The sequence below is a fragment of the Noviherbaspirillum massiliense JC206 genome (assembly GCF_000312045.1).
In the GTDB taxonomy this organism is placed as follows: Bacteria; Pseudomonadota; Gammaproteobacteria; order Burkholderiales; family Burkholderiaceae_D; genus Noviherbaspirillum; species Noviherbaspirillum massiliense.
Genome location: NZ_HE978635.1, coordinates 810,584 through 830,106, shown reverse-complemented (window position 1 = coordinate 830,106; position 19,523 = coordinate 810,584). Strand labels below are relative to the sequence as shown.

General features: G+C 62.5%; 18 protein-coding genes. 9 read left to right on the top strand and 9 right to left on the bottom strand.

Annotated elements, in window-relative coordinates:
- Positions 1-97: 97 nt before the first annotated feature.
- Positions 98-1,069 carry an MBL fold metallo-hydrolase gene (locus HGHM_RS19325; RefSeq protein ID WP_019143224.1) on the top strand — a complete coding sequence of 324 codons (972 nt, stop codon included), beginning with the start codon at positions 98-100 and terminating at the stop codon, positions 1,067-1,069.
- Between the two features lie 167 nt (positions 1,070-1,236).
- Positions 1,237-1,626 (top strand): hypothetical protein, encoded by a 390-nt coding sequence (locus HGHM_RS19320; protein ID WP_148415808.1) that lies wholly within the window; start codon positions 1,237-1,239, stop codon positions 1,624-1,626.
- A gap of 126 nt (positions 1,627-1,752) precedes the next feature.
- Here the strand turns inward: HGHM_RS19320 and HGHM_RS19315 are convergent, their stop codons facing one another.
- Together HGHM_RS19315 and HGHM_RS19310 are read right to left on the bottom strand one after the other, a co-directional pair.
- Positions 1,753-3,384, bottom strand: coding sequence for a phospholipase D family protein (locus HGHM_RS19315; protein WP_019143222.1), 1,632 nt, complete (start codon positions 3,382-3,384; stop codon positions 1,753-1,755).
- Entirely contained in the window at positions 3,381-4,274 is an 894-nt protein-coding gene (locus HGHM_RS19310) for a LysR family transcriptional regulator (protein WP_019143221.1), read from the bottom strand. Before HGHM_RS19310 ends, HGHM_RS19315 begins: the two co-directional genes overlap by 4 nt.
- A gap of 201 nt (positions 4,275-4,475) precedes the next feature.
- Between HGHM_RS19310 and HGHM_RS19300 the strand changes: the two genes are divergently transcribed.
- From HGHM_RS19300 to HGHM_RS19280, 5 genes are all read left to right on the top strand, one after another.
- Positions 4,476-5,765, top strand: coding sequence for a hypothetical protein (locus tag HGHM_RS19300; RefSeq protein ID WP_019143219.1), 1,290 nt, complete (start codon positions 4,476-4,478; stop codon positions 5,763-5,765).
- Positions 5,766-5,800: 35 nt separating this feature from the next.
- Entirely contained in the window at positions 5,801-6,724 is a 924-nt protein-coding gene (locus HGHM_RS19295) for a glutamate/aspartate ABC transporter substrate-binding protein (RefSeq protein WP_019143218.1), read from the top strand.
- A gap of 81 nt (positions 6,725-6,805) precedes the next feature.
- Positions 6,806-7,543 (top strand): amino acid ABC transporter permease, encoded by a 738-nt coding sequence (locus HGHM_RS19290; protein WP_019143217.1) that lies wholly within the window; start codon positions 6,806-6,808, stop codon positions 7,541-7,543.
- 1 nt (position 7,544) lies between these two features.
- Entirely contained in the window at positions 7,545-8,225 is a 681-nt protein-coding gene (locus tag HGHM_RS19285; RefSeq protein WP_019143216.1) for an ABC transporter permease subunit, read from the top strand.
- A complete protein-coding gene (locus HGHM_RS19280) occupies positions 8,218-8,943 on the top strand; it encodes an amino acid ABC transporter ATP-binding protein (protein WP_019143215.1) in 726 nt (241 codons plus the stop codon). The genes HGHM_RS19285 and HGHM_RS19280 overlap by 8 nt, the downstream gene beginning before the upstream one ends.
- Before the next feature lie 24 nt (positions 8,944-8,967).
- Here the strand turns inward: HGHM_RS19280 and HGHM_RS19275 are convergent, their stop codons facing one another.
- The 6 genes from HGHM_RS19275 to HGHM_RS22000 form a co-directional block, all read right to left on the bottom strand.
- Positions 8,968-10,566 carry a catalase gene (locus HGHM_RS19275; protein ID WP_019143214.1) on the bottom strand — a complete coding sequence of 533 codons (1,599 nt, stop codon included), beginning with the start codon at positions 10,564-10,566 and terminating at the stop codon, positions 8,968-8,970.
- 167 nt (positions 10,567-10,733) lie between these two features.
- Entirely contained in the window at positions 10,734-10,907 is a 174-nt protein-coding gene (locus tag HGHM_RS23310; RefSeq protein ID WP_019143213.1) for a hypothetical protein, read from the bottom strand.
- A 28-nt stretch (positions 10,908-10,935) separates the two neighbouring features.
- On the bottom strand, positions 10,936-11,346 hold the full coding sequence (locus HGHM_RS22005; RefSeq protein WP_019143212.1) for a hypothetical protein: 411 nt from the start codon (positions 11,344-11,346) through the stop codon (positions 10,936-10,938).
- A 102-nt stretch (positions 11,347-11,448) separates the two neighbouring features.
- Entirely contained in the window at positions 11,449-12,825 is a 1,377-nt protein-coding gene (locus HGHM_RS19260) for an efflux transporter outer membrane subunit (RefSeq protein WP_019143211.1), read from the bottom strand.
- Entirely contained in the window at positions 12,822-15,965 is a 3,144-nt protein-coding gene (locus tag HGHM_RS19255; protein WP_019143210.1) for an efflux RND transporter permease subunit, read from the bottom strand. The genes HGHM_RS19260 and HGHM_RS19255 overlap by 4 nt, the downstream gene beginning before the upstream one ends.
- Positions 15,966-15,975: 10 nt before the next feature.
- Positions 15,976-17,052 (bottom strand): efflux RND transporter periplasmic adaptor subunit, encoded by a 1,077-nt coding sequence (locus tag HGHM_RS22000; protein WP_161603803.1) that lies wholly within the window; start codon positions 17,050-17,052, stop codon positions 15,976-15,978.
- Between HGHM_RS22000 and HGHM_RS23430 the strand changes: the two genes are divergently transcribed.
- Positions 17,051-17,200 (top strand): hypothetical protein, encoded by a 150-nt coding sequence (locus HGHM_RS23430; RefSeq protein WP_161603802.1) that lies wholly within the window; start codon positions 17,051-17,053, stop codon positions 17,198-17,200. The two genes, HGHM_RS22000 and HGHM_RS23430, sit on opposite strands and share 2 nt — an antisense overlap.
- A 500-nt stretch (positions 17,201-17,700) precedes the next feature.
- Entirely contained in the window at positions 17,701-18,246 is a 546-nt protein-coding gene (locus HGHM_RS19245) for a Dps family protein (protein ID WP_019143208.1), read from the top strand.
- Positions 18,247-18,331: 85 nt separating this feature from the next.
- Here the strand turns inward: HGHM_RS19245 and HGHM_RS19240 are convergent, their stop codons facing one another.
- A complete protein-coding gene (locus HGHM_RS19240) occupies positions 18,332-19,438 on the bottom strand; it encodes a TIGR03118 family protein (RefSeq protein ID WP_019143207.1) in 1,107 nt (368 codons plus the stop codon).
- Positions 19,439-19,523 lie beyond the last annotated feature (85 nt).

Below are 19,523 nucleotides of genomic sequence, written 5' to 3'. Positions count from 1 at the left end.
CTCTGCCGCAGCAGGCAGTTTCCAGGGCATTCCGGCATAATGCAGCACGATTTTTTCGTGCTGCATCATCTTGTCTGTACAACCCAGGAGAAAAACAATGACACCGACCCGCCTGCTGCGCGCCTGCACTATCGCAGCTTCCCTCATCATCGGCTTTGGTTTCACCGGCACTCCCGCCCGCGCTGCGGCGCCGATGGCCAAGACGGCAGCGCCCGGCTACTACCGCATGATGCTGGGTGATTTCGAAGTGACCGCACTCTCGGACGGCACTGTTGCGCTGCCCGTCAACAAGCTGCTGACCAATACCACCCCGGCCAAGGTCGACCAGACCCTCGCCAAGTCCTACCTCAAGAGCCCGCTCGATACGTCTGTGAACGGCTACCTCATCAATACCGGCAGCAAGCTGGTCCTGGTCGATACGGGTGCCGGCAGCTTGTTCGGCCCGACTCTGGGCAAACTGCTTGCGAGCCTCAAGGCATCCGGCTATCAGCCGGAACAGGTGGACGAGATTTACCTCACTCACATGCATCCCGACCATCTCGGCGGCCTGACCGCCGACGGCAAACCAGCCTTTCCGAATGCCGTGGTACGCGCGGACAAGCGGGACGCCGACTTCTGGCTGAGCCAGGCCAACCTGGACAAGGCTCCGGCCGATGCCAAAGGCTCATTCCAGGGGGCGATGGCTTCTCTCGATCCCTATGTCAAGGCCGGCAAATTCCAGCCCTTTGACGGCAGTACTGAGCTGGTGCCGGGCATCAGGGCAGTTTCCGCCCATGGCCATACCCCCGGGCACACTGTTTTTGCCGTAGAAAGCAAGGGGCAAAAGCTGGTGCTGTGGGGCGACCTGATGCACGTGGCGGCAGTTCAATTTGAGCAGCCTGAAGTGACGATCCAGTTCGACAGCGACAGCAAGCCTGCCGCAGCCGAGCGCAAGAAGGCCTATGCCGATGCAGCCAAGGGAGGCTATCTTGTGGCCGGCGCCCATCTTCCCTTCCCGGGCATGGGACATCTCCGGTCCGAGGGCAAGGGATATATCTGGATACCGGTCAATTACATGCCGCTTCACTGAAAGGCTATCCGGCTTGCGAATCAAAGGGCCGTCAGCGGCCCTTTTTCATTACCGCATGCTGCCATTCTCTACGTCGGGCACTTATTCAACCGGCCTCGGTCAGATTGGGACCAATGATGCCCGCGGATGACTTTTCCCACGGGCAGGATTTCGACAGGAGCGTCACCATGGCAAATACCGTGATCAGGGTTTACGATAATTTTTCCGCTGCGCAGCACGCGCGCGATGCCTTGCTGGCTTCCGGATTTTCCGATGAGGAAGTGCAGTTGACGGCGAGAGAAGATGAGGCGGGAGCGGTCAGGAGCAATTTCGCCATCGGCAATGCGCACGGTGGCACCATCTCCTCGCGCCGGAAGTTTTCCGATGCCCCGATGGGATCGAAGGAAAACACGGATTACCAGAACGACTTCGCCGAACCGACTCCGCAGCAGGCCAGCGTCATGTTGACGGTCGATGCGGGCGACGAGGCGCGTTGCGACCGTGCCTGCGACATCATGGACCGGTATGGCGCGATCGACGTGGAACAGCGGATCACGGGCCGCAGTGACAGACACTGAACCCGTGCCGCGGTGGCTAGCCGCGACGGAAGGCAAGCGCAGGAAGACAGTGTGATCCGGTGCAGTATGCGGGAACATGGCTCGTCCGGTTCTTCGAGCCGGCGGCCTGCTGCGATACACCGGAAATCACAGCAGCCATTCAATCGGCAACAGCGACAGAAACCATATCTCGGCGCGCAGCCAGAAACCGGTGCCCGGCTCGGTGTCGTGCTGCACCATGCGGCCATCCTCGCGCTCGATCCAGACCAGTTGCCCGTTTTTCGCCAGGCGCACTTCATACGCATCCTCGGGAACGCGGGTGTCGAACACCGTCTCGATCCGCTGCGCCAGCGCCGGGCTGTCGATCAGGAAGCCCATTTCCGTGTTCAGTTTCGCCGAGCGCGGATCGAAGTTGAAGGAACCAACGAAGGCGCGGGCATGGTCGACCGCAAAGGTTTTCGCATGCAGGCTGGATGCGGAAGAACTGCCGAGGCGTCCCCTTGGCCTGCGCGGTGCGGCAGCTGAAGACAGACGGCGCAATTCATAGAGCGTGACTCCGGTTTCGAGCAGGGCTTCGCGGCGCTTGGCGTAGCCGGCATGCACCGCCGCCACATCCGTGGCTTCGAGCGAATTGGTCAGCACACGGATTTTCACGCCCTGTTTCGCCAATCCCGTGAACAAGGCGAGGCTCGGCGCGCTCAGCACGAAATAAGGCGACACCAGGTCGACTGCCGCGGTCGGGTCGCCGATGCCCGCTTTTAGCTTTTGCGGCAGCAGGCCGTTGGGCTCGGCCAGAGCGAGTCCCTTGGCCGGATCGTCGCTGACCATCTGGGTGGCAGCCCATTCGAGTTGCAGCCTGCCCTGGACCAGCTCGCGGACGAAAGGCGATTCGCGCAGCGCCTCGGTGTAGGCCACGGTGGCGGGACTGCGTTCGAGACTGGCCGCGCTGCTTGCCAGTTCCGCCATCATCGAGGAATCGGCCGGCGGCAGGATGCGGTCGACCGGGTAGGACGAGGCGCTCGCCCAGTAACGGTCGAATTCCCGTGATACATCCGTCACCACGGGGCCGACAGCCATGACGTCCAGGTCGGCAAACAGCACGTCATCCTTGGCGCCGAAGTATTCATCCCCGACATTGCGTCCACCGATGATGGTGGCCTGGTTGTCGGCAGTGAAGGACTTGTTGTGCATGCGCCGGTTGAGGCGGAAGAAGTCGGTCAGGTAGCCGATCCAGCGCGGCGAACGGATCATGAAGGGATTGAACAGCCGGATTTCGATATTCGGATGGGCATCGAGGGCGGCGAGAATGGAATCGAGTCCGGAGGTATTGTTATCGTCCAGCAGCAGTCGCACCCGCACGCCCCGGTCCGCTGCGGCGCGTACTGCGTTGAACAGCAGGATGCCGGTCATGTCCTTGCGCCAGATGTAATACTGGATGTCGAGGCTGCGCTCGGCAATCTGCGCGAGATGTACCCGGGCGGCAAAGGCATCGCGCGCATCCTGCAAAGGATAGATGCCGGATTTCCCGGGATGGGCGGCAGCTACCGGCACGAGGACTTTTCCTAGCCGGGTGCCGTTGGTGTCGAAATAGGCAGTGGAGGTGCTGCGGTTGGCAAGCGAGGGCAGGCTGCTGCATCCGGCGAGCAGCGCTGCCAGCAGGCAGAGCATCGGGCCCAGCGTCACGAGACGGAACATCGCGTACCGGTACGCGACATCGTCCGGGAATATCGGACGCACGCTGCGAATGGCGGTTGCCGGGCCGAAGTTCCTGTTCTTCATATCGTCTTTACGTGTTCCAGGAGAATGTCCACGAAGTGGCGTGCCAGCAGGGACGGCGCCGTCTGCTGCGGCATCGCCATTTCGATCGGGATGGTGATGGCGGGCTCCAATTCCTTGATCAGCAACTGCCCGGCGAAGGTGCTCGCCACATAGGGATTGACGATTCCCACTCCGTTCCCCGCAGCCACCAGCGCGCAGACGGTGATCGACGAGCTGGTCTGGATCGCGAATTCATCCGGGATGCCGTTATCCCTCAGCAGGGATTTTATCTTGATCGTCAGCTCGTCCGTCTCGCTGATCGAGAGCAGCTGTTCATCCTTCAACTGCCTGAGCCTGATGGTGCGCGCCGTCTTCAGTCTGTGTTTCGGCGGGAGCACGCAGACCGCTCGCGACTTCTTGATCACGACCGGCTCGAAATCCTTCTGGTCCAGCTTGCCGGTGGTCAGGGCAAGGTCGATCAGGTCCTGATGCAGGTAATCGGCGAGCTGCGGCGTGCTCAGGGTCTCGATATTGATATGGGTGTTCGGGAATTTCTTCAGGAAGGCATGGATCACCGGCGGCAGCAGGCCGGTCCCCAGGGTCGGCGTGCACCCCAGTCTCAGCACGCCGGTACCGGACTTGCGCATGATGGCGGCCACCGATTCGATTTTTTCCAAACCGGCGAAATGCTTTTGGATGGTCTTGTACAGCAGCTTGCCTTCGCTGGTCGGCCGCAGCCGGCCATGGTGCAATTCGAACAGCTTCAGTTCGGTGGCGGCCTGCAGTTCGGCAATGCGGCGACTGACGGAAGGCTGCGTGGTGTTGAGCATCAGCGCTGCAGCGGTCGTCGTACCCATCTGCATGACCGCCTTGAAGGCTTCGATTTGCTGGAAATTCAGTTGTCTTGCCATGGCTTTAGGAAGAACGAGTGCGGCGCCCCATGCAATCAAGGGTATATCAAATCTGAATGGATGCCGCAAAAAAAGAATTTGATCGTATTGCCGCGTGACTATATCTTTTCTGACGATACAGGGGAAGCGAAACGGCCCGTTTGCAGGCAGCAGCTTTCCTTCCTTTTCAACTATTGAGAACGCAAACGAATCGAGACCTCCATGGATCAAGCAAAGACCGCCAGGAAGACTTTTCCGTGCCGCCGCCTTGGCATCGGAAACGGGCACCACTTCTTCGGGTATTACAACAAGACGGTCTGGGACAAGAGCGGCCGCTTCCTGCTGGCCAACCAGGTGCCGATGATGGATGCCAACCTCACGCCCGACCTCGAGTCGGAAGTAGGTTACTTCGATCTGCAGGACGGCGACCGTTACCATAGCCTGGATCGCACCACTGCCTGGAACTGGCAGATGGGTTGCCAGCTGCAGTGGCTGGACGGCGCGCCGGGACGGCAGATCATCTACAACTCGCGCACCTCCGATACCTCATCCTTCTATCCCGGCTTCGGTTCCACCATACTGAACGTGGACACCGGCGTGAAGAAAAGCCTGCCGCTTCCGGTATATGTCGTCGCCCCCAACAGCAAGTATGCCTTGTGCATCGATTACAGCCGCCTCTACATCACGCACGAGACCATCGGCTACAGCGAGCATGGCGGATCGAAAGCTTTCCCGAATTACCCGGCAGACGATGGCATCCACTACATGGATCTGGCCACCGGCGCATCGCGCCTCCTGTGCAGCTATCAGGACTTGCGCAACTTCCATCCGGTGAAATCGATGGAAAAGGCGATCCACTGGGTGAGCCATATCGAAATCAATCCTGCGTCCTCGCGCATTCTGTTCCTGCACCGCTGGACCGAACGCGTCAAGGACGAGACCTGCTTCCTGCACCGCCTGATCACGGTCAATCCGGATGGCAGCGACATGCGTTTGCTGGAATGCTCCGACCATCCGCTGCCGCAGCTGGCGGAAGACTTTGACCCGAACGCGGTCGGCACTTACGATTACGAGAAATCGGAATACCAGATTTCGCATCCGCTCTGGTGCGACGACAAGCGCATCATCGTCTGGGGTCCGCACGCGGGCAGCATCCATTACCACCTGTACCATGACGCCGATAACGGAAAGGTGGAGGTCGTGGGGCGCGACATCCTGACCGAAAACGGGCACATGACGTTTTCCCCGGTCAACAAGCGCTGGCTGCTGAGCGATACTTATCCCGATCCGCAAACGCATGAGCGAATCCTGTTCCTGTACGACATGGAAAAACAGGTGCGCCACGACCTCGGCAGCTTCTATGCCGATCCGAAGCTGAAAAAGGAAAACCGTTGCGACCTGCATCCGCGCTGGAGCCGCGACGGCAGGCAGGTCTGCATCGATTCGGTGCACGAGCTGGAAAGACAGATGTACATCATCGACGTGTCGGCGCTTACCGAAGGCCAGTCCTGAGGCCGGCGTCGCGAACAACCAAGGAGAGAGAGCACATGGGAAAGACGTTTGAAATCAAGGGCAGGGCAGTCCTGCTGGGCGTGACGGCCGCGCTGGCCTTCGGCACGGGCGCCGCATCGGCTGCGGACGCTCCCCTGACCGGCACGCTGAAAAAGATCAAGGACGACGGCGTGGTGGTGGTCGGCTATCGCGATGCCTCGATCCCGTTCTCGTACTACGACGTGAACCAGAAGCCGATCGGTTATTCGATGGAGATCACCAGCCTGGTCATCGAGCAGATCAAGAAGCAGCTGAACATGCCGAATCTGCAGGTGCGCCAGATCCCGATCACGTCGCAGAACCGCATTTCCCTGCTGCAGAACGGCACCATCGACTTCGAGTGCACGACCACGACCAATAACGAGTCCCGTGCCCAGCAGGTCGACTTCACCAACAGCATCTTCGAGGTCAGCACCCGCCTGATGACGAAGAAGGATTCCGGCATCAAGGATTTCCCTGATCTGAAAGGCAAGACCGTGGTGGTCGGCGCCGGCACGACCTCGGAAAAAATCCTGCGCAGCATGAATGCCGAGAAAAATCTCGACATGAACATCATCAGCGCCAAGGACCACAGCGAATCCTTCCTGACGCTGTCCACCGGACGCGCCAAGGCCATGATGATGGACGACGCGCTCCTGGCCGGCGAACGCGCGAAGACGAAAAACCCGGACGACTACATCATCACCGGCACGCCGCAATCCTATGAAGCCTATGGCTGCATGGTGCGCAAGAACGACGCGGGCCTGAAGAACCTGATGAACGAAGTGATCGCCAAGGCCGAGACGTCCGGCGAAGCGACCAAGATTTACAACAAGTGGTTCATGAGCCCGATTCCGCCGAAGGGATTGAATCTGCAGTTCCCGATGTCGGATGCAATGAAGAAGCTGTTTGCCAACCCGAGCGACAAACCCGCTTCCTGATTTCGTAATGGACTGACTCCATGAAGCGATGGCTGCAATCCCGGTTCCGGCCATCCTTCATCCGCAATTGAAGAGGTATCAATGGACTACAAGTGGAACTGGGGTGTTCTGCTGCAACCCGTGGCGACCGGGGAGCCGACGACTTACCTGGGATGGCTGGCCACCGGCTTTGCAAACACGGCGGCGCTGACCGCCGCGGCATGGGTACTCGCGGTGGTGGTCGGATCGGCCTTCGGCATCATGCGCACCCTGCCAAACCGCTTCCTGAATGCGCTCGGCACGGCCTACGTATCGGTGTTCAGGAATGTTCCCCTGATCGTGCAATTCTTCATCTGGTATTTCGTGGTGCCGGAACTGCTGCCGGTATCGATCGGAGACTGGATCAAGAACCTGTCGCCCTACAAGCAATTCTTCGTCGTCTCGGTCTTTTCGCTCGGCATCTATACCGGTTCGCGCATCTGCGAACAGGTGCGCGCCGGTATCCAGTCCCTGCCGCGCGGGCAGCGCAACGCCGGCCTGGCACTCGGCTTCACGCTCGGACAAACCTATCGCTACATCCTGCTGCCTGTTACCTTCAGGACGATCATTCCGCCGCTGACTTCGGAATTCCTGATCATTTCGAAGAACTCGGCGGTGGCATCCACCATCGGCCTGCTGGAACTGTCGGGGCAGGCGCGCCAGCTGGTCGACTATACCGCGCAGCCCTATGAATCCTTCATCTGCGTGACCCTGGCCTACATGGGCCTGAATTTCCTGATCATCCGTTTCATGGCCTGGATACGCAGCCGCACCAGCGTGCCGGGCTTAATGGGGAGCTGACATGTTTGAAATGGATTGGAACACCCTCGCGCAATCGCGCGGACTGCTGTTCGAAGGCATGTGGGTCACGCTCAAGATCACCCTGGTTGCGATCCTGTGCGGCCTGGCGTGGGGCACGGTGCTCGCCGTCTGCAGCATCGCCCGCAACAAGCTGCTCAACGTGTTTGCGAAAGCCTATGTGTCGCTGTTCCGCTCGATCCCGCTGGTGATGCTGCTGCTCTGGTTTTTCCTGATCGTGCCGCAATTCCTGAAAGCCGTGTTCGACCTGTCACCCAGCGTCGATATCCGGCTGGTGTCGGCGATGGTGGCCTTCGCTCTGCTGGAAGCGGCTTTCTTCTGCGAGATCATGCGCGCCGGCATACAGAGCCTGCCGAAGGGGCAGTTCTATGCGGCGCGCGCGCTCGGCATGACGCCGTTTCAGTCGATGCGCTTCGTCATCCTGCCGCAGGCTTTCAAGGCCATGCTGCCGATCCTGCTGACGCAATGCATCGTGATCTTCCAGGATACTTCGCTGGTGTACGTGATTGCGCTCGGCGATTTCTTCCGGCGCGCCACCAGCATCGGCGAACGCGATGGCTCGCTGGTGCAGATGCTGCTGTTTGCCGGCGTCGTGTATTGGATCATCTGCTCGCTGCTGTCGATGATCGTCAAACTGATTCAGTTAAGGACCGCGCATGATTGAACTCAAGAACGTCTCCAAGTGGTATGGAAAATTCCACGCGCTGAAAGATTGCAGCGTGAAGGTGGAGAAGGGCGAGGTGGTGGTGTTCTGCGGGCCGTCCGGCTCCGGCAAGTCGACCCTGATCAAGCTGGTCAACGGGCTGGAAGAGTTCCAGTCGGGCGACATCCTGTTCAAGGGCCAGTCGCTGCGTAGCCGCAGCGTCAAGCTGCCGGCCTTGCGCACACGGATCGGCATGGTATTCCAGCACTTCGAATTGTTCCCGCACCTGTCGGTGCTGGAAAACCTCACCATCGGCCAGACCCGCGTATTGGGACGCACGCAGCAGGAAGCGGAAAAGAAGGCGCGCGCACTGCTGGAACGCGTCGGCATGGCTGCCCACATCGGCAAGCATCCGGGCCAGCTGTCCGGCGGTCAGCAGCAGCGCGTGGCAATCGCGCGCGCGCTGTCGATGGATCCGGAAGTGATGCTGTTCGATGAACCCACGTCCGCGCTCGACCCGGAAATGATCAATGAAGTGCTGGCGGTCATGGTCGAACTCGCGCAGGAGGGCATGACCATGCTGTGCGTGACTCATGAAATGGGCTTCGCGAAGAAGGTCGCCGACAAGATCGTCTTCATGGACCAGGGCACGATCGTCGAGGAAACGCCGAAGGATGCCTTCTTCGTCGCACCCCAATCCGATCGCGCCAAGGACTTCCTGACCAAGATCCTGCACTGAGCCCGCCGGGCCGGCGGCAGCCCTTTACCGGGACGCATGCCGGGCCGGAGCCGACTCTTCCCGCTTGCCGCTGGAATAAGTGCTGCCCTGCCGATTCTGGTGCGGTGCCGGACGGCCTTCGAGCGGCGGCAAGGCCTTCGCCTTTTCCAGGTCAATGCCGGCAGCCTGCGCGACGCGCCGGCCATAGTTCTCGTCGCAATGCCAGAGATGCCAGACCATGCGCAGCTGGATCGGCTCCGGGCATTGCTTGAGGTCGCCGCCGATGTTGGCGATCAGGTCGTCGCGCTCCCAGTCCTCGAAGCTGCGGTAGCGTTCGCCGGCCTGCTTGTAATCGTCGGCAGTGCGCGACGTCTGGTAACGTCCGAGGTGGCCTTCCACCCACTGGTGGTATTCCTTTTCCGGCCTCGGCGCTTCGCACATGCCGCCCATGATGCTCGGCTCGTAATTCACGTGCTTGCTTTCGCCGCCGGCGTCGACGGCGTAGGCCATCTGGCCGTCGCGCTGGTTGGTATGGGCGCGCGCCTGTTCCTGCGGCGCATTGATCGGCAATTGCAGGTAATTCGGGCCGACGCGATAGCGCTGGGTGTCAGAGTAGGACAGGGTGCGTCCCTGCAGCATCTTGTCGTCCGAAAAGTCGATGCCGTCGACCAGCACGCCGGTACCGAATGCCGATTGCTCGGTCTCGGCAAAGAAATTGTCCGGATTCCGGTCCAGTACCATGCGACCGACCGGCCGCAGCGGGAACTGGTCTTCCGGCCACAGCTTGGTATCGTCCAGCGGATCGAAGTCGAGTTCCGGATGCTCGCCATCCGTCATCAGCTGCACGCAGAACTCCCATTCCGGAAAATCGCCGCGCGCGATCGCGTCATACAAGTCGCGTGTCGCATGGCCCACATCCTGCGCCTGGATTTCGGCGGCCTGCGCGCTGGTCAGGTTGCGCACGCCTTGCTTCGGCCGCCAGTGGAACTTGACCAGGTGCGCGACGCCCTGGTCATTGACCAGCTTGTAAGTGTTGACGCCCGAGCCTTCCATCTCGCGGTAATTGGCGGGAATGCCCCACGGGCTCTTGACCCAGGTAACCATATGCAGGGTTTCCGGGGATTGCGACACGAAGTCGTAGAAGCGCCACGGTTCCTGCCGGTTGCTTACCGGGTCCGGCTTGAAGGCATGGATCATGTCGGGGAACTTGATGGCGTCGCGGATGAAGAAGAGCTTCAGGTTGTTGCCGACCAGGTCCCAGTTGCCTTCGACGGTTTTCAGCTTCACCGCAAAGCCGCGCGGATCGCGTGCCGTCTCCGGCGAATCCTTCGCGCCGATCACCGTCGAGAAACGCACGAAGACCGGGGTACGCACACCGGTCTGGGTCAGGACCTTGGCGCGGGTGTATTTTTGCGCGGGCTCGTCGCCGATCTTGCCGTAGGCTTCGAAATAGCCGTGGGCGCCGGTGCCGCGCGCGTGCACCACGCGTTCCGGAATGCGCTCACGGTCGAAGTGGGTGATCTTTTCAATGAACTGGTAATTCTCCAGCGTCGCCGGCCCGCGTTCCCCGACGGAACGCAGCGACTGGTTGTCACTGACGGGGTGGCCTTGGCGCGTGGTAAGAATGGGGCGCTTGTCGCTCATGGAATGCCTCTCTGCAGGGGACAGGGAATTGCCGTTAGACGGAAAGGGGACGGGCCGGTTCGGGCCGGGTACCCATGTTTGCAGCAGTCACCCAGGCGATGCATTTCTCGACTGCTTGATAGCTGGCGCAACCTGAGTCGCGGACCTGGTTGCGAGGCACGGGCAAGTTATTTGAAGATGTCGTACAGCAAGCCAGCGCTGCCACCGATGATGGCGCCATTCTTGGTATTGCCGGACATGCTGCCGATGCCGGCGCCGACGGCAGTGCCGCCGACCGTGGCACATGCGCTCAGGACAAGCGCGCCGAGAAGGGCCAGCACGGCCTTGCGGGTATGTTTCATGGATTCTCCTTTCACAGGGGCAAGCCGCTCATTTCCCGGTGGTGGGCTTGACCATGTCGACCCAGATCACGCCCATGACCGGCATGTTGCGCCGGTCGGGATGTGCCTCGTACCAGCGGGTGATGCGGCCGGACACGTCATCGAGCGTGAGGTTTTCCACGGCCTCGCGCGCCATGGTGCCGGCCACTGGCGGCGGCGTGCCATGCCTCTTCGCGTACGCGGTTTCCATCGCCAGCATGTTGCCGGCGCCGACCAGGAAGGCCTTGCGCACTTCCTCCGAGGAATTCAACCAGAGATTGCCGTCGACGATATGCTGGGAATGCTGCGCCAGGGCAGACACAGCGGCAAAGGCAAGCAGGCAGGCGGTTGCGGCGCGCGCGATGAATTTGCTGCCGAGCTCCTTGTGGCGCAGGGAAGAGCGATGCGATACCTTGTCCATGGTGTTCTCCGGTTTGTTCTTCTATGAGAACGGCTCTGCAGACTAAGTTCCTTCCGGTTTCATGGCAAGGACAACAGCCAGTCGCGGGCAATGCTGCTTGCCTCATTTCCCCGGATTCCAGCCGCCGCCCAGCGCCTTGTAGAGCTGCACTGCCGAGAGGCGCTGGTTGAGTTCGCTTGCGTTAAGATCCAGTTCCGCGGCCAGCAACTGGCGCTGGGTGTCCAGCACTTCGAGAAAGCTGATCACGCCGGAGCGGAAGCGCAGCTGGGCAAGCCGCAGCGCTTCGGCGCTCACTTCCACCCGGTTGCGGTTCCCCTCGGCCGCCACCCGGTCACGGTCGAAGGCCACCAGCGCGTCGGAGACTTCCTGCAGCGCGATCAGGATGGTGCGGCGATAGGCGACGGCGGCCTGCTCGGCCTGGGCACGCGCGATGTCGTAATTGGCGACCAGGGCGCCGCCCTCGAACAGCGGCTGATTCACGCTTGCCGCCACCGACCGGACATTCTGGCCTCCGCTCGACACGACGCCGCGCAAGGTATCGCTGGCCCGTCCCAGCGAGCCGGTGAGCGAGATGCTCGGGAAGAACTGAGCCTTGGCCACGCCGATGTTGGCATTGGCTGCGACGAGCTGCTGCTCGGCTTGCCGGATGTCCGGCCGCCGGTCCAGCAGTTCCGATGGCACGCCCGCCGGCACCTGTGGCAGCACCGCGGCTGCCGTCAGTCCGGCACTGGTATCGAAGGAGCGCGGCGCCTTGCCGAGCAGGAGCGCGAGTGCATCCTCGGCCTGCGCGATCTGCAGCTCGATTCCCGGAATCTGGTTCTCGGTAGTGAGCACCTGGCTTTCCGCCTGCCGCACTTCGGCGGCGGACTGCACACCCTGCTGCGAGAGCAGAGTCACCAGCCGCAGCGTATCGCGCTGGGCAATGGCCGTGCGCTGCACGATTTCCAGGCGCTGGCGCAGGCCCTGGAGCTGGAGGTATTGCTGTGCGACGCTGGACACGAGCGAAGCGATCACGCTGCGGCGCGCATCCTCGCTGGCCAGCAGGCTGGCGCGCGCCGCTTCGGTCGCGCGCAGGTAGCGTCCCCAGAAATCGATCTCCCACGACAATGCGAGCGCGGCGAGGAAGCTGCTGGCGGTGGTGAAGGTGACGTTCTGGTTGCTGCGCGAACCCTGGACCTGGCCCAGCACGCGCGGGAACAGCGGCGAACGTGCCGCTGCCACCTGCGCCTCGGCCTGCACGATCTGGCTGGCGGCGATGGCGAGGTCGAGGTTGTCGTGCAGCGCTTCGTTGATGAGCGTGGTGAGCTGCGGATCGCCGAATACTTGCCACCAGCCGGCGTCGGCAATCGAGCGTCCCGTCGCGCCCGGCACGCTCCGATAGTAGGCATCCGGGAGCGCGACGTCGGGCCGCCGGTAGTCGGGCCCCACCGCGCACGCCGACAGCAGCATCAGCAGGGGAAACGCGGCACAGCGCTTCATGGCGTTCCCTTTCCGCTTGCCGGAGGCCGCCTGGTGACACGCGCCACAATGCGTTCCACGACCACGAACAGCACCGGGATGATGAAGATGCCGAACAAGGTCGCCATGGTCATGCCGGCGCAGACGGCGATGCCCATCGATACGCGCGAGGCGGCGCCGGCACCGGTGGCGAGCGCCAGCGGCAGCACGCCTAGTATGAAGGCGAACGAAGTCATCAGGATCGGCCGCAGGCGCAGCTTGGCCGCCGCGATCGCCGCGTCCACCGCATCCATGCCCTGGTCGACGCGCACCTTGGCAAATTCGACGATCAGGATCGCGTTTTTCGCCGACAGGCCGATCAGGAGGATCAGGCCGATCTGCGCGTAGACATTGTTGGTTACGCCGACCACCGCCAGCGCCAGCATCGCACCGAAGACGCCGATCGGTACCGCGAGCAGCACCGCGAACGGCACCGACCAGCTTTCATAGAGCGCGGCGAGGAACAGGAACACGAAGACGAGGGTCAGTCCGAACACGATCGGCGTCTGTCCCGCCGATTGCTTTTCCTGCAGCGACAGGCCGGACCATTCATAGCCGTAACCCTGGGGCAGCACCTGGGCCGCCACCTGCTCCAGCGCCGCCGAGGCCTGGCCCGCACTGTAGCCGGGCGCGGCGTCGCCCGAGATGTCGGCTTCGCGGAACTGGTTGTAGCGCTGCAGCACGGAAGGCGAACTGGTGGAGACCGGCTTGACCAGCGTCGAGAGCGGCACCATCTCGCCCTGCGCGCTGCGCACGTAAAACAGCTTGATCGATTCGATGTCGCCCCGGAATTCCGGCTCGGCCTGGAGCGTGACCTTGTAGCTGCGCCCGAAGCGGTTGAAGTCGTTGACCTGCAGGCCGCCGAGATAAGCCTGCAGCGCGGCGAACACGTCATTCAGCGGCACGCCGAGCTTCTTCACTTTTTCGCGGTCCACGTCCAGTTCATACGCAGGCGTGCGCGGATTGAGGCCGGAGCGGATGTTGCCGATCTCCGGCCGCTTCTTGGCGGCAGCGACGAAATCATCGGCGACCGCGGCCAGGTCGATCGGCGTGCGGCCCTGGCGGTCCTGAAGCTTCAGGCTGAATCCGCCGAATGCGCCCAGCCCGGGCAGGGCAGGCGGATTCAGGGGGATCACGGTGGCCTGCGGCAGCGCCAGGCCCGCGCGGAAGATATTCCCGATGATCGCCTGCAAGCCGGTCGCCGGTGTGGTGCGCTGGTCCCAGGGATCGAGCGCGGTCACGAACAGCGCCCCGTTCGGCTGCTGCGAGCGGTTCATGATGTTGAAGCCGTTGACCATCAGGCGGCGGGCGATGCCCGGCATCCTGGCGAGTGAGGCATCGAGCTGCTCGGTGGTTTTCATGGTGCGCTCCAGCGCCGCGGCCTCGGGCAGGATGACGGCACCGATCAGGAAGCCCTGGTCTTCGGGCGGCACGAAGGCGCTCGGCACGCGCTTGAACAGCAGGCCCGTTCCCAGGGCAAACAGCGCCAGCACCAGCAGCGTCACCATCATGCGGCGGATCGCGGCACCGACCACGCCGACATAGCGCCCTAGCAGGCGGTCGAAGCCGCGGTTGAAGCCATCGAAGAAGCGCGCCAGCACGTTGCGGCGCCCGCGCTTGGCTTCGCGTGGCTGGAGCAGCAGCGTGCACAGCACCGGGGTGAGCGACAGGGCGACGAAGGCCGAGAGCAGCGTCGACACCGCTACCGTGACCGCGAACTGGCGGTACAGGACGCCGGTGATGCCGCTAAGGAAAGACACCGGGACGAACACCGCCGTCAGTACCAGCGCCACCGCGACCACCGGCCCCGACACTTCCTTCATCGCCTGCACCGTCGCCGCGCGCGGGTCCATCCCTTCCTCGATGTGATGTTCCACCGCTTCCACTACCACGATGGCGTCGTCGACCACGATGCCGATGGCCAGGACCATGCCGAACAGAGTCAGGGTGTTGAGCGAAAACCCGAATACGAGGAAGACCGCCAGCGTGCCGACCAGGGATACCGGCACGGCCAGCAGCGGAATCACGGTCGCGCGCCAGGTCTGGAGGAACAGGAACACCACGGCCATCACCAGGATCAGGGCTTCGATCAGGGTTTTCACCACCTCGTCCAGCGATGCCGTCACAAACACGGTCTTGTCGACGACGACCTGGTAATCGAGGTCGGGCGGAAAGCCGGCCTTCAGTTCCTGCAGTCGTGCACGCACCGCCTGCGAGACTGCCACTGCGCTGGCTTCCGGTGTCAGCGTGACACCGAAGGATGCAGTCGGCTGGCCGTTGAATTTGGCTTGCACCTGGTAATCCTTGGCGCCGAGCTCGATGCGGGCAATATCGCTCAGGCGCACGAAGGAGCCGTTTGGCTGGGCCTTGACGATGATGTTGCCGAATTCCTCTGCGGTCACCAGGCGCCCGCGCACTTCGACGCCATACTGGAAGGGCTGGTTGGGCGGGGACGGATACTGGCCGACCTGGCCCGCCGGTGCCTGCACGTTCTGTTCGCGGATGGCGGCGGCGACATCGGTGGTGGTGATGCCCATCTGCGCCATGCGGTCCGGCCGCAGCCAGATGCGCATGCCGAAGTCGCTGCCGAAGACCTGCACGTCGCCGACGCCGTCGATGCGCTTGATGGAATCGACGATATTGATGTTGAGGTAATTGCTGAGGAACAGGGAATCGTAGCTGCCCTTGGGCGAATAGAGCGCCACATACATCAGCGTGTCCGGCGTGCTCTTGCGGGTGGTGACGCCGGACGACAGCACTTCGGCCGGAAGCTGGGCGTTGGCCTGGGCGACGCGGTTCTGCACCTGTACCGAGGCGATGTCGGAATTGCGGTCGAGGCCGAAGGTGACGTTGAGCTGGTAGACGCCAGCGCTCGAGGACGACGATTCCATGTACAGCATGCCCTCGACGCCGTTGACCGCCTGCTCGATCGGCTGCGCCACCGTCTGCTCCACCGTCTGGGCATTGGCGCCGGGATAGGTGGCCGAAACGACGATCGTGGGCAGCGATATCTGCGGAAACTGGGCGATGGGCAGCTGCAGCCCGGCGATGGTGCCGGCCAGAATGATGAGCAGCGCAACGACGATGGCGAAGACCGGACGTCCGATGAAAAAACCCGCCATCGAGCTTCCTCTATTTCTTTCCTGCCGCCGGCGGCGACTGAGTTGGCGAGAGCGGCGCCGTCTGGTCCAGCTCCGCCGCCGTGATCATGGTCGGCGCGACGGTCGTGCCGGGCGGCGCCTTCTGCATGCCGTCGACGATGATCCGCTCGCCCGGCTTCAGGCCGGATTTGACAATCCAGAGCTGGCCGATCCGGTCGCCGAGGACGACAGGGCGTTGCTCCGACTTGTTGTCGGGGCCGATGACGGTGACGAATTGCTTGCCCAGCAATTCCGTCACGGCGCGCTGCGGTACCAGCAGGGCGTCCGGTATCTCGTCATAGATGAGGCGCACCCGCACGTTCATGCCGGGCCGCAGCAGATATTGCTGGTTGGGGAAGCTCGCGCGCAGCGTCAGCGTGCCGGTGGTGGTATTGATGGCGCGTTCGGCGAAGTCATAGGTGCCGGTCTGCGCATACGTCGAGCCATCCGGCAGAATGAGGTGCAGAGGGCGGCCCCGCGCCTGGCTGGCGGCGGCTTCGCGCGAACCGCTGCCACGCACGAAGCGCAGGTACTCTGCCTCGGAAATGCTGAAATACACGTAGACCGGGTCCAGCGTGGAAACCGTGGCAAGCACTGTCTGGCCCGCCGACGCCAGTGCGCCGACTTCCACCTGCTGCATGCCGATCTGCCCGGTGACCGGCGAACGCACCTTCGTGTATTCCAGGTCGAGACGGGCGCGGTCGGCTGCCGCCTTTCTCTGCACCAGTGCAGCGCGTGCCGATTTCTCGGTTGCCACTGCCGCATCATAAGTAGCGCGGGGAATCGCGTTTTCCGGAAGAAGCGGCTCATAGCGTGCCACATCCTGGCGGGCACGCGCCAGGGCGGCTTCGGCGTCCGCGACGGCGCCCTTCGCCTGGCCGAGGTTGGCTTCATAGGGGCGCGGATCAATGATGAACAGCACTTCCTTCTCGCGCACGCGCTGCCCGGCCTGGAACAGGATTTTCTGGATCCAGCCCGTCACCTGCGGCCTCAATGCCACTTCGCGGAATGCGCGTACTTCGCCGACCTGGTCGCCGACGACCGTTGCCTTCTGCTGCAGGACCTGCATGGCCCGCACCTGGGGTGGCGGCGCGGCAGCGGCGGGCGCCGTCTGGCTGGCGGACTCCGAACAGCCCGCGAGCGCAAAGCACAGCAGGCAGCAGGCAAGCAATAATCCGGCTCCCGGGAAGCAGCGCAGGCACAGCCAGTGCGCGTGATCATGCCCGGACCGGCCGGGCAGGCTATGCCTGGCAGTGCAACAGTTTTCCATGAGGAGGGGAGGCGGTTTGGCGCTTGCGAAAGCAAAGGGGGTGAAAGCCGGAAGTGCTGCGTTCGGGAAATACATTCGCCAGCGTTGGCCTTTGCCGGGAAAGGCCAAAGTCAGGCGGGAAGCGGCCAAAACGGTATGCCATCGCGGTTTCACCGGAAAGATTTTCCTGACGTCATGCCACCCGCAGAACCTTCCTCCCAAGACGGTACGCGAGGCTGCCTTTCACGCCACAGAAAATCAGTCTATTACCACTACCTGTCGATTACAAGGAAGCATGGTGCAGTGTGTCCGTGGACTGTGCAGGCAATGCGGGAAGGCATTCCCGACTTTGCTTCGAGGCTAGATGGAACAGCAGCGGTGCAGGTCAGTCATATAGGGCATTGCGCCTGCCCCGGCGATCCTGCGCAGGCCTCGGCAGGCGCGGCGTTGCAACCAAGGAGAATCGTCATGAAGAAATCTGCTGCATCAGTGCAAGAAGCGGGACAAGGGCTGTCGGCCCCGCTATTGACTCCCACGGATCTGGATGCATCGGCGACCAGGGATATCGCCGGAGCAATGAACGGCGTCCTGGCCGACGTGTTCGCACTGTATCTGAAGACCAAGAACTTCCATTGGCACTTGAGCGGGCCGCACTTTCGCGACTATCACCTTCTGCTCGACGAGCATGGCGAGCAGCTGTTTGACATGACCGACGACATCGCCGAGCGGGTGCGCAAGCTGGGCCAGCCGACGCTGCGCTCCATCGGCCAGATCGCCCGTACCCAGCGCATCAAGGACAATGATGCCGAGTACGTCGATCCGGAAGACATCCTGTCCGAACTGTGCGAGGACAACAAGGCGCTCGCCGCTCACCTGCGCGAAGCCCACAAGGTCTGTGAAGACGGCGGCGACATTGCCACCGCCAGCCTGATTGAAAACTGGATCGACGAAACCGAACGGCGCACCTGGTTCCTGTTCGAGGCCGGCCGGCGCGCCGACTCCACCGGCCATTGATGCCGCGTAACCGGGGCGACGCATCCGGTTACGCAAGGCGCGCCGGGCTTGTTGCCGCGTCCTTCAAGTCCGGTTGCGTCGCCGCTCACTGACTCGTGTCGACATCGATGCGGCCATACAGGCCATGCTCTTCATCATTCGGCCCCGCTGCAAAGAACAGGGTGTCGACCGGCTGGTTCTGGAAGCCGTTGCCGAATGCGATTCCCCACAAGCCGTTGATCTGTAGCGGCTGCTGGTCCGACCCCTGCAGCTGGCCGAGGAAATTGCCGCTGGCAAGCTCGTAGGCATTGATCCTGCCGTCACCGAAATTCCCGACCAGCAGGCTGTTGGCGAACTTGCCGAAGCCCGCGGGGGCCAGCGCCATGCCCCATGGCGAATTGAGCGTGCCCTGGGATGCGAAGCGGCGCAACAGCTTGCCGTTGGGATCGAACACATTGATGTAGCCGAGACCCGCACCGGACACGTCGTCATGCTTGTCCGCATCCTGCCTGGCATAAGAGACATAGATGTCGCCGCTGATCGCCTGTAATCCAAAGGGCGCAAAGCCGGCGGGGAGGGTCGGGTCGGTAAAGGCGCCCGCGGTCTGCGTCACCGGTTTGAATGTGCTGTCGAACACATCGATCCTGTTGTTGCGGAAATCCGCCGCGTACAGCAGGCTGCCGTTGCCGCCGGCGCTCAGCGCGAGGCCCTTGTACACCGCGCCGATCCTGGTGGAATTGTCGACCGCGACGATCGCACGCGTGGCATTGACGTTGGGAGCCCATCCCGCAATCACCCCGTCTTCCGTGGCGAACAGGAAACGGCTCGGACCGCTTGCGCCGCCCTGCGAGACGACGAATCCCGTAGAGGCATTGAATACGATGCCGGTAGGCGTGCCTTGTCCGCTTCCACTAGCCGGCGGCGGGATCTGCACCACCAGCGGCTGGGCCGATGGCTGCTTTTTGCCGTCGCCATCGTACAGAGTGGACACGCCGGTGCCGTTGTCGGCGACCCAAACCGGCCCGAAGGGATTGAAGGCGACGCCCCAGGCATTGACGAGGTTGGCATCGGTGTTTTCGGCGGCTACCGTGCCGTCGGAAACAAGATTGCGTTGACGATAGACATCATCGGCCGCCACCGCCAGCGAAGATGCCGCAAGCGCCGCCAGCATGTATCCAAAGGCAAAGGCTTTTCGTATCGGATTCGGGTTCATCTCGGTACCTCCTGTCTCAGCATGTCCGGCTTTCACTCTAGGCAGGATGCCAGTCCGCGCCAATGGCCTTGGAATGGCATGGCTT

Coding starts and splice junctions, on each gene's coding strand:
- HGHM_RS19325 (WP_019143224.1), top strand. CDS start 98: ATGACACCGACCCGCCTGCTGCGCGCCTGCACTATCGCAGCTTCCCTC.
- HGHM_RS19320 (WP_148415808.1), top strand. CDS start 1,237: ATGGCAAATACCGTGATCAGGGTTTACGATAATTTTTCCGCTGCGCAG.
- HGHM_RS19315 (WP_019143222.1), bottom strand. CDS start 3,384: ATGAAGAACAGGAACTTCGGCCCGGCAACCGCCATTCGCAGCGTGCGT.
- HGHM_RS19310 (WP_019143221.1), bottom strand. CDS start 4,274: ATGGCAAGACAACTGAATTTCCAGCAAATCGAAGCCTTCAAGGCGGTC.
- HGHM_RS19300 (WP_019143219.1), top strand. CDS start 4,476: ATGGATCAAGCAAAGACCGCCAGGAAGACTTTTCCGTGCCGCCGCCTT.
- HGHM_RS19295 (WP_019143218.1), top strand. CDS start 5,801: ATGGGAAAGACGTTTGAAATCAAGGGCAGGGCAGTCCTGCTGGGCGTG.
- HGHM_RS19290 (WP_019143217.1), top strand. CDS start 6,806: ATGGACTACAAGTGGAACTGGGGTGTTCTGCTGCAACCCGTGGCGACC.
- HGHM_RS19285 (WP_019143216.1), top strand. CDS start 7,545: ATGTTTGAAATGGATTGGAACACCCTCGCGCAATCGCGCGGACTGCTG.
- HGHM_RS19280 (WP_019143215.1), top strand. CDS start 8,218: ATGATTGAACTCAAGAACGTCTCCAAGTGGTATGGAAAATTCCACGCG.
- HGHM_RS19275 (WP_019143214.1), bottom strand. CDS start 10,566: ATGAGCGACAAGCGCCCCATTCTTACCACGCGCCAAGGCCACCCCGTC.
- HGHM_RS23310 (WP_019143213.1), bottom strand. CDS start 10,907: ATGAAACATACCCGCAAGGCCGTGCTGGCCCTTCTCGGCGCGCTTGTC.
- HGHM_RS22005 (WP_019143212.1), bottom strand. CDS start 11,346: ATGGACAAGGTATCGCATCGCTCTTCCCTGCGCCACAAGGAGCTCGGC.
- HGHM_RS19260 (WP_019143211.1), bottom strand. CDS start 12,825: ATGAAGCGCTGTGCCGCGTTTCCCCTGCTGATGCTGCTGTCGGCGTGC.
- HGHM_RS19255 (WP_019143210.1), bottom strand. CDS start 15,965: ATGGCGGGTTTTTTCATCGGACGTCCGGTCTTCGCCATCGTCGTTGCG.
- HGHM_RS23430 (WP_161603802.1), top strand. CDS start 17,051: ATGGCCCGCACCTGGGGTGGCGGCGCGGCAGCGGCGGGCGCCGTCTGG.
- HGHM_RS22000 (WP_161603803.1), bottom strand. CDS start 17,052: ATGCAGGTCCTGCAGCAGAAGGCAACGGTCGTCGGCGACCAGGTCGGC.
- HGHM_RS19245 (WP_019143208.1), top strand. CDS start 17,701: ATGAAGAAATCTGCTGCATCAGTGCAAGAAGCGGGACAAGGGCTGTCG.
- HGHM_RS19240 (WP_019143207.1), bottom strand. CDS start 19,438: ATGAACCCGAATCCGATACGAAAAGCCTTTGCCTTTGGATACATGCTG.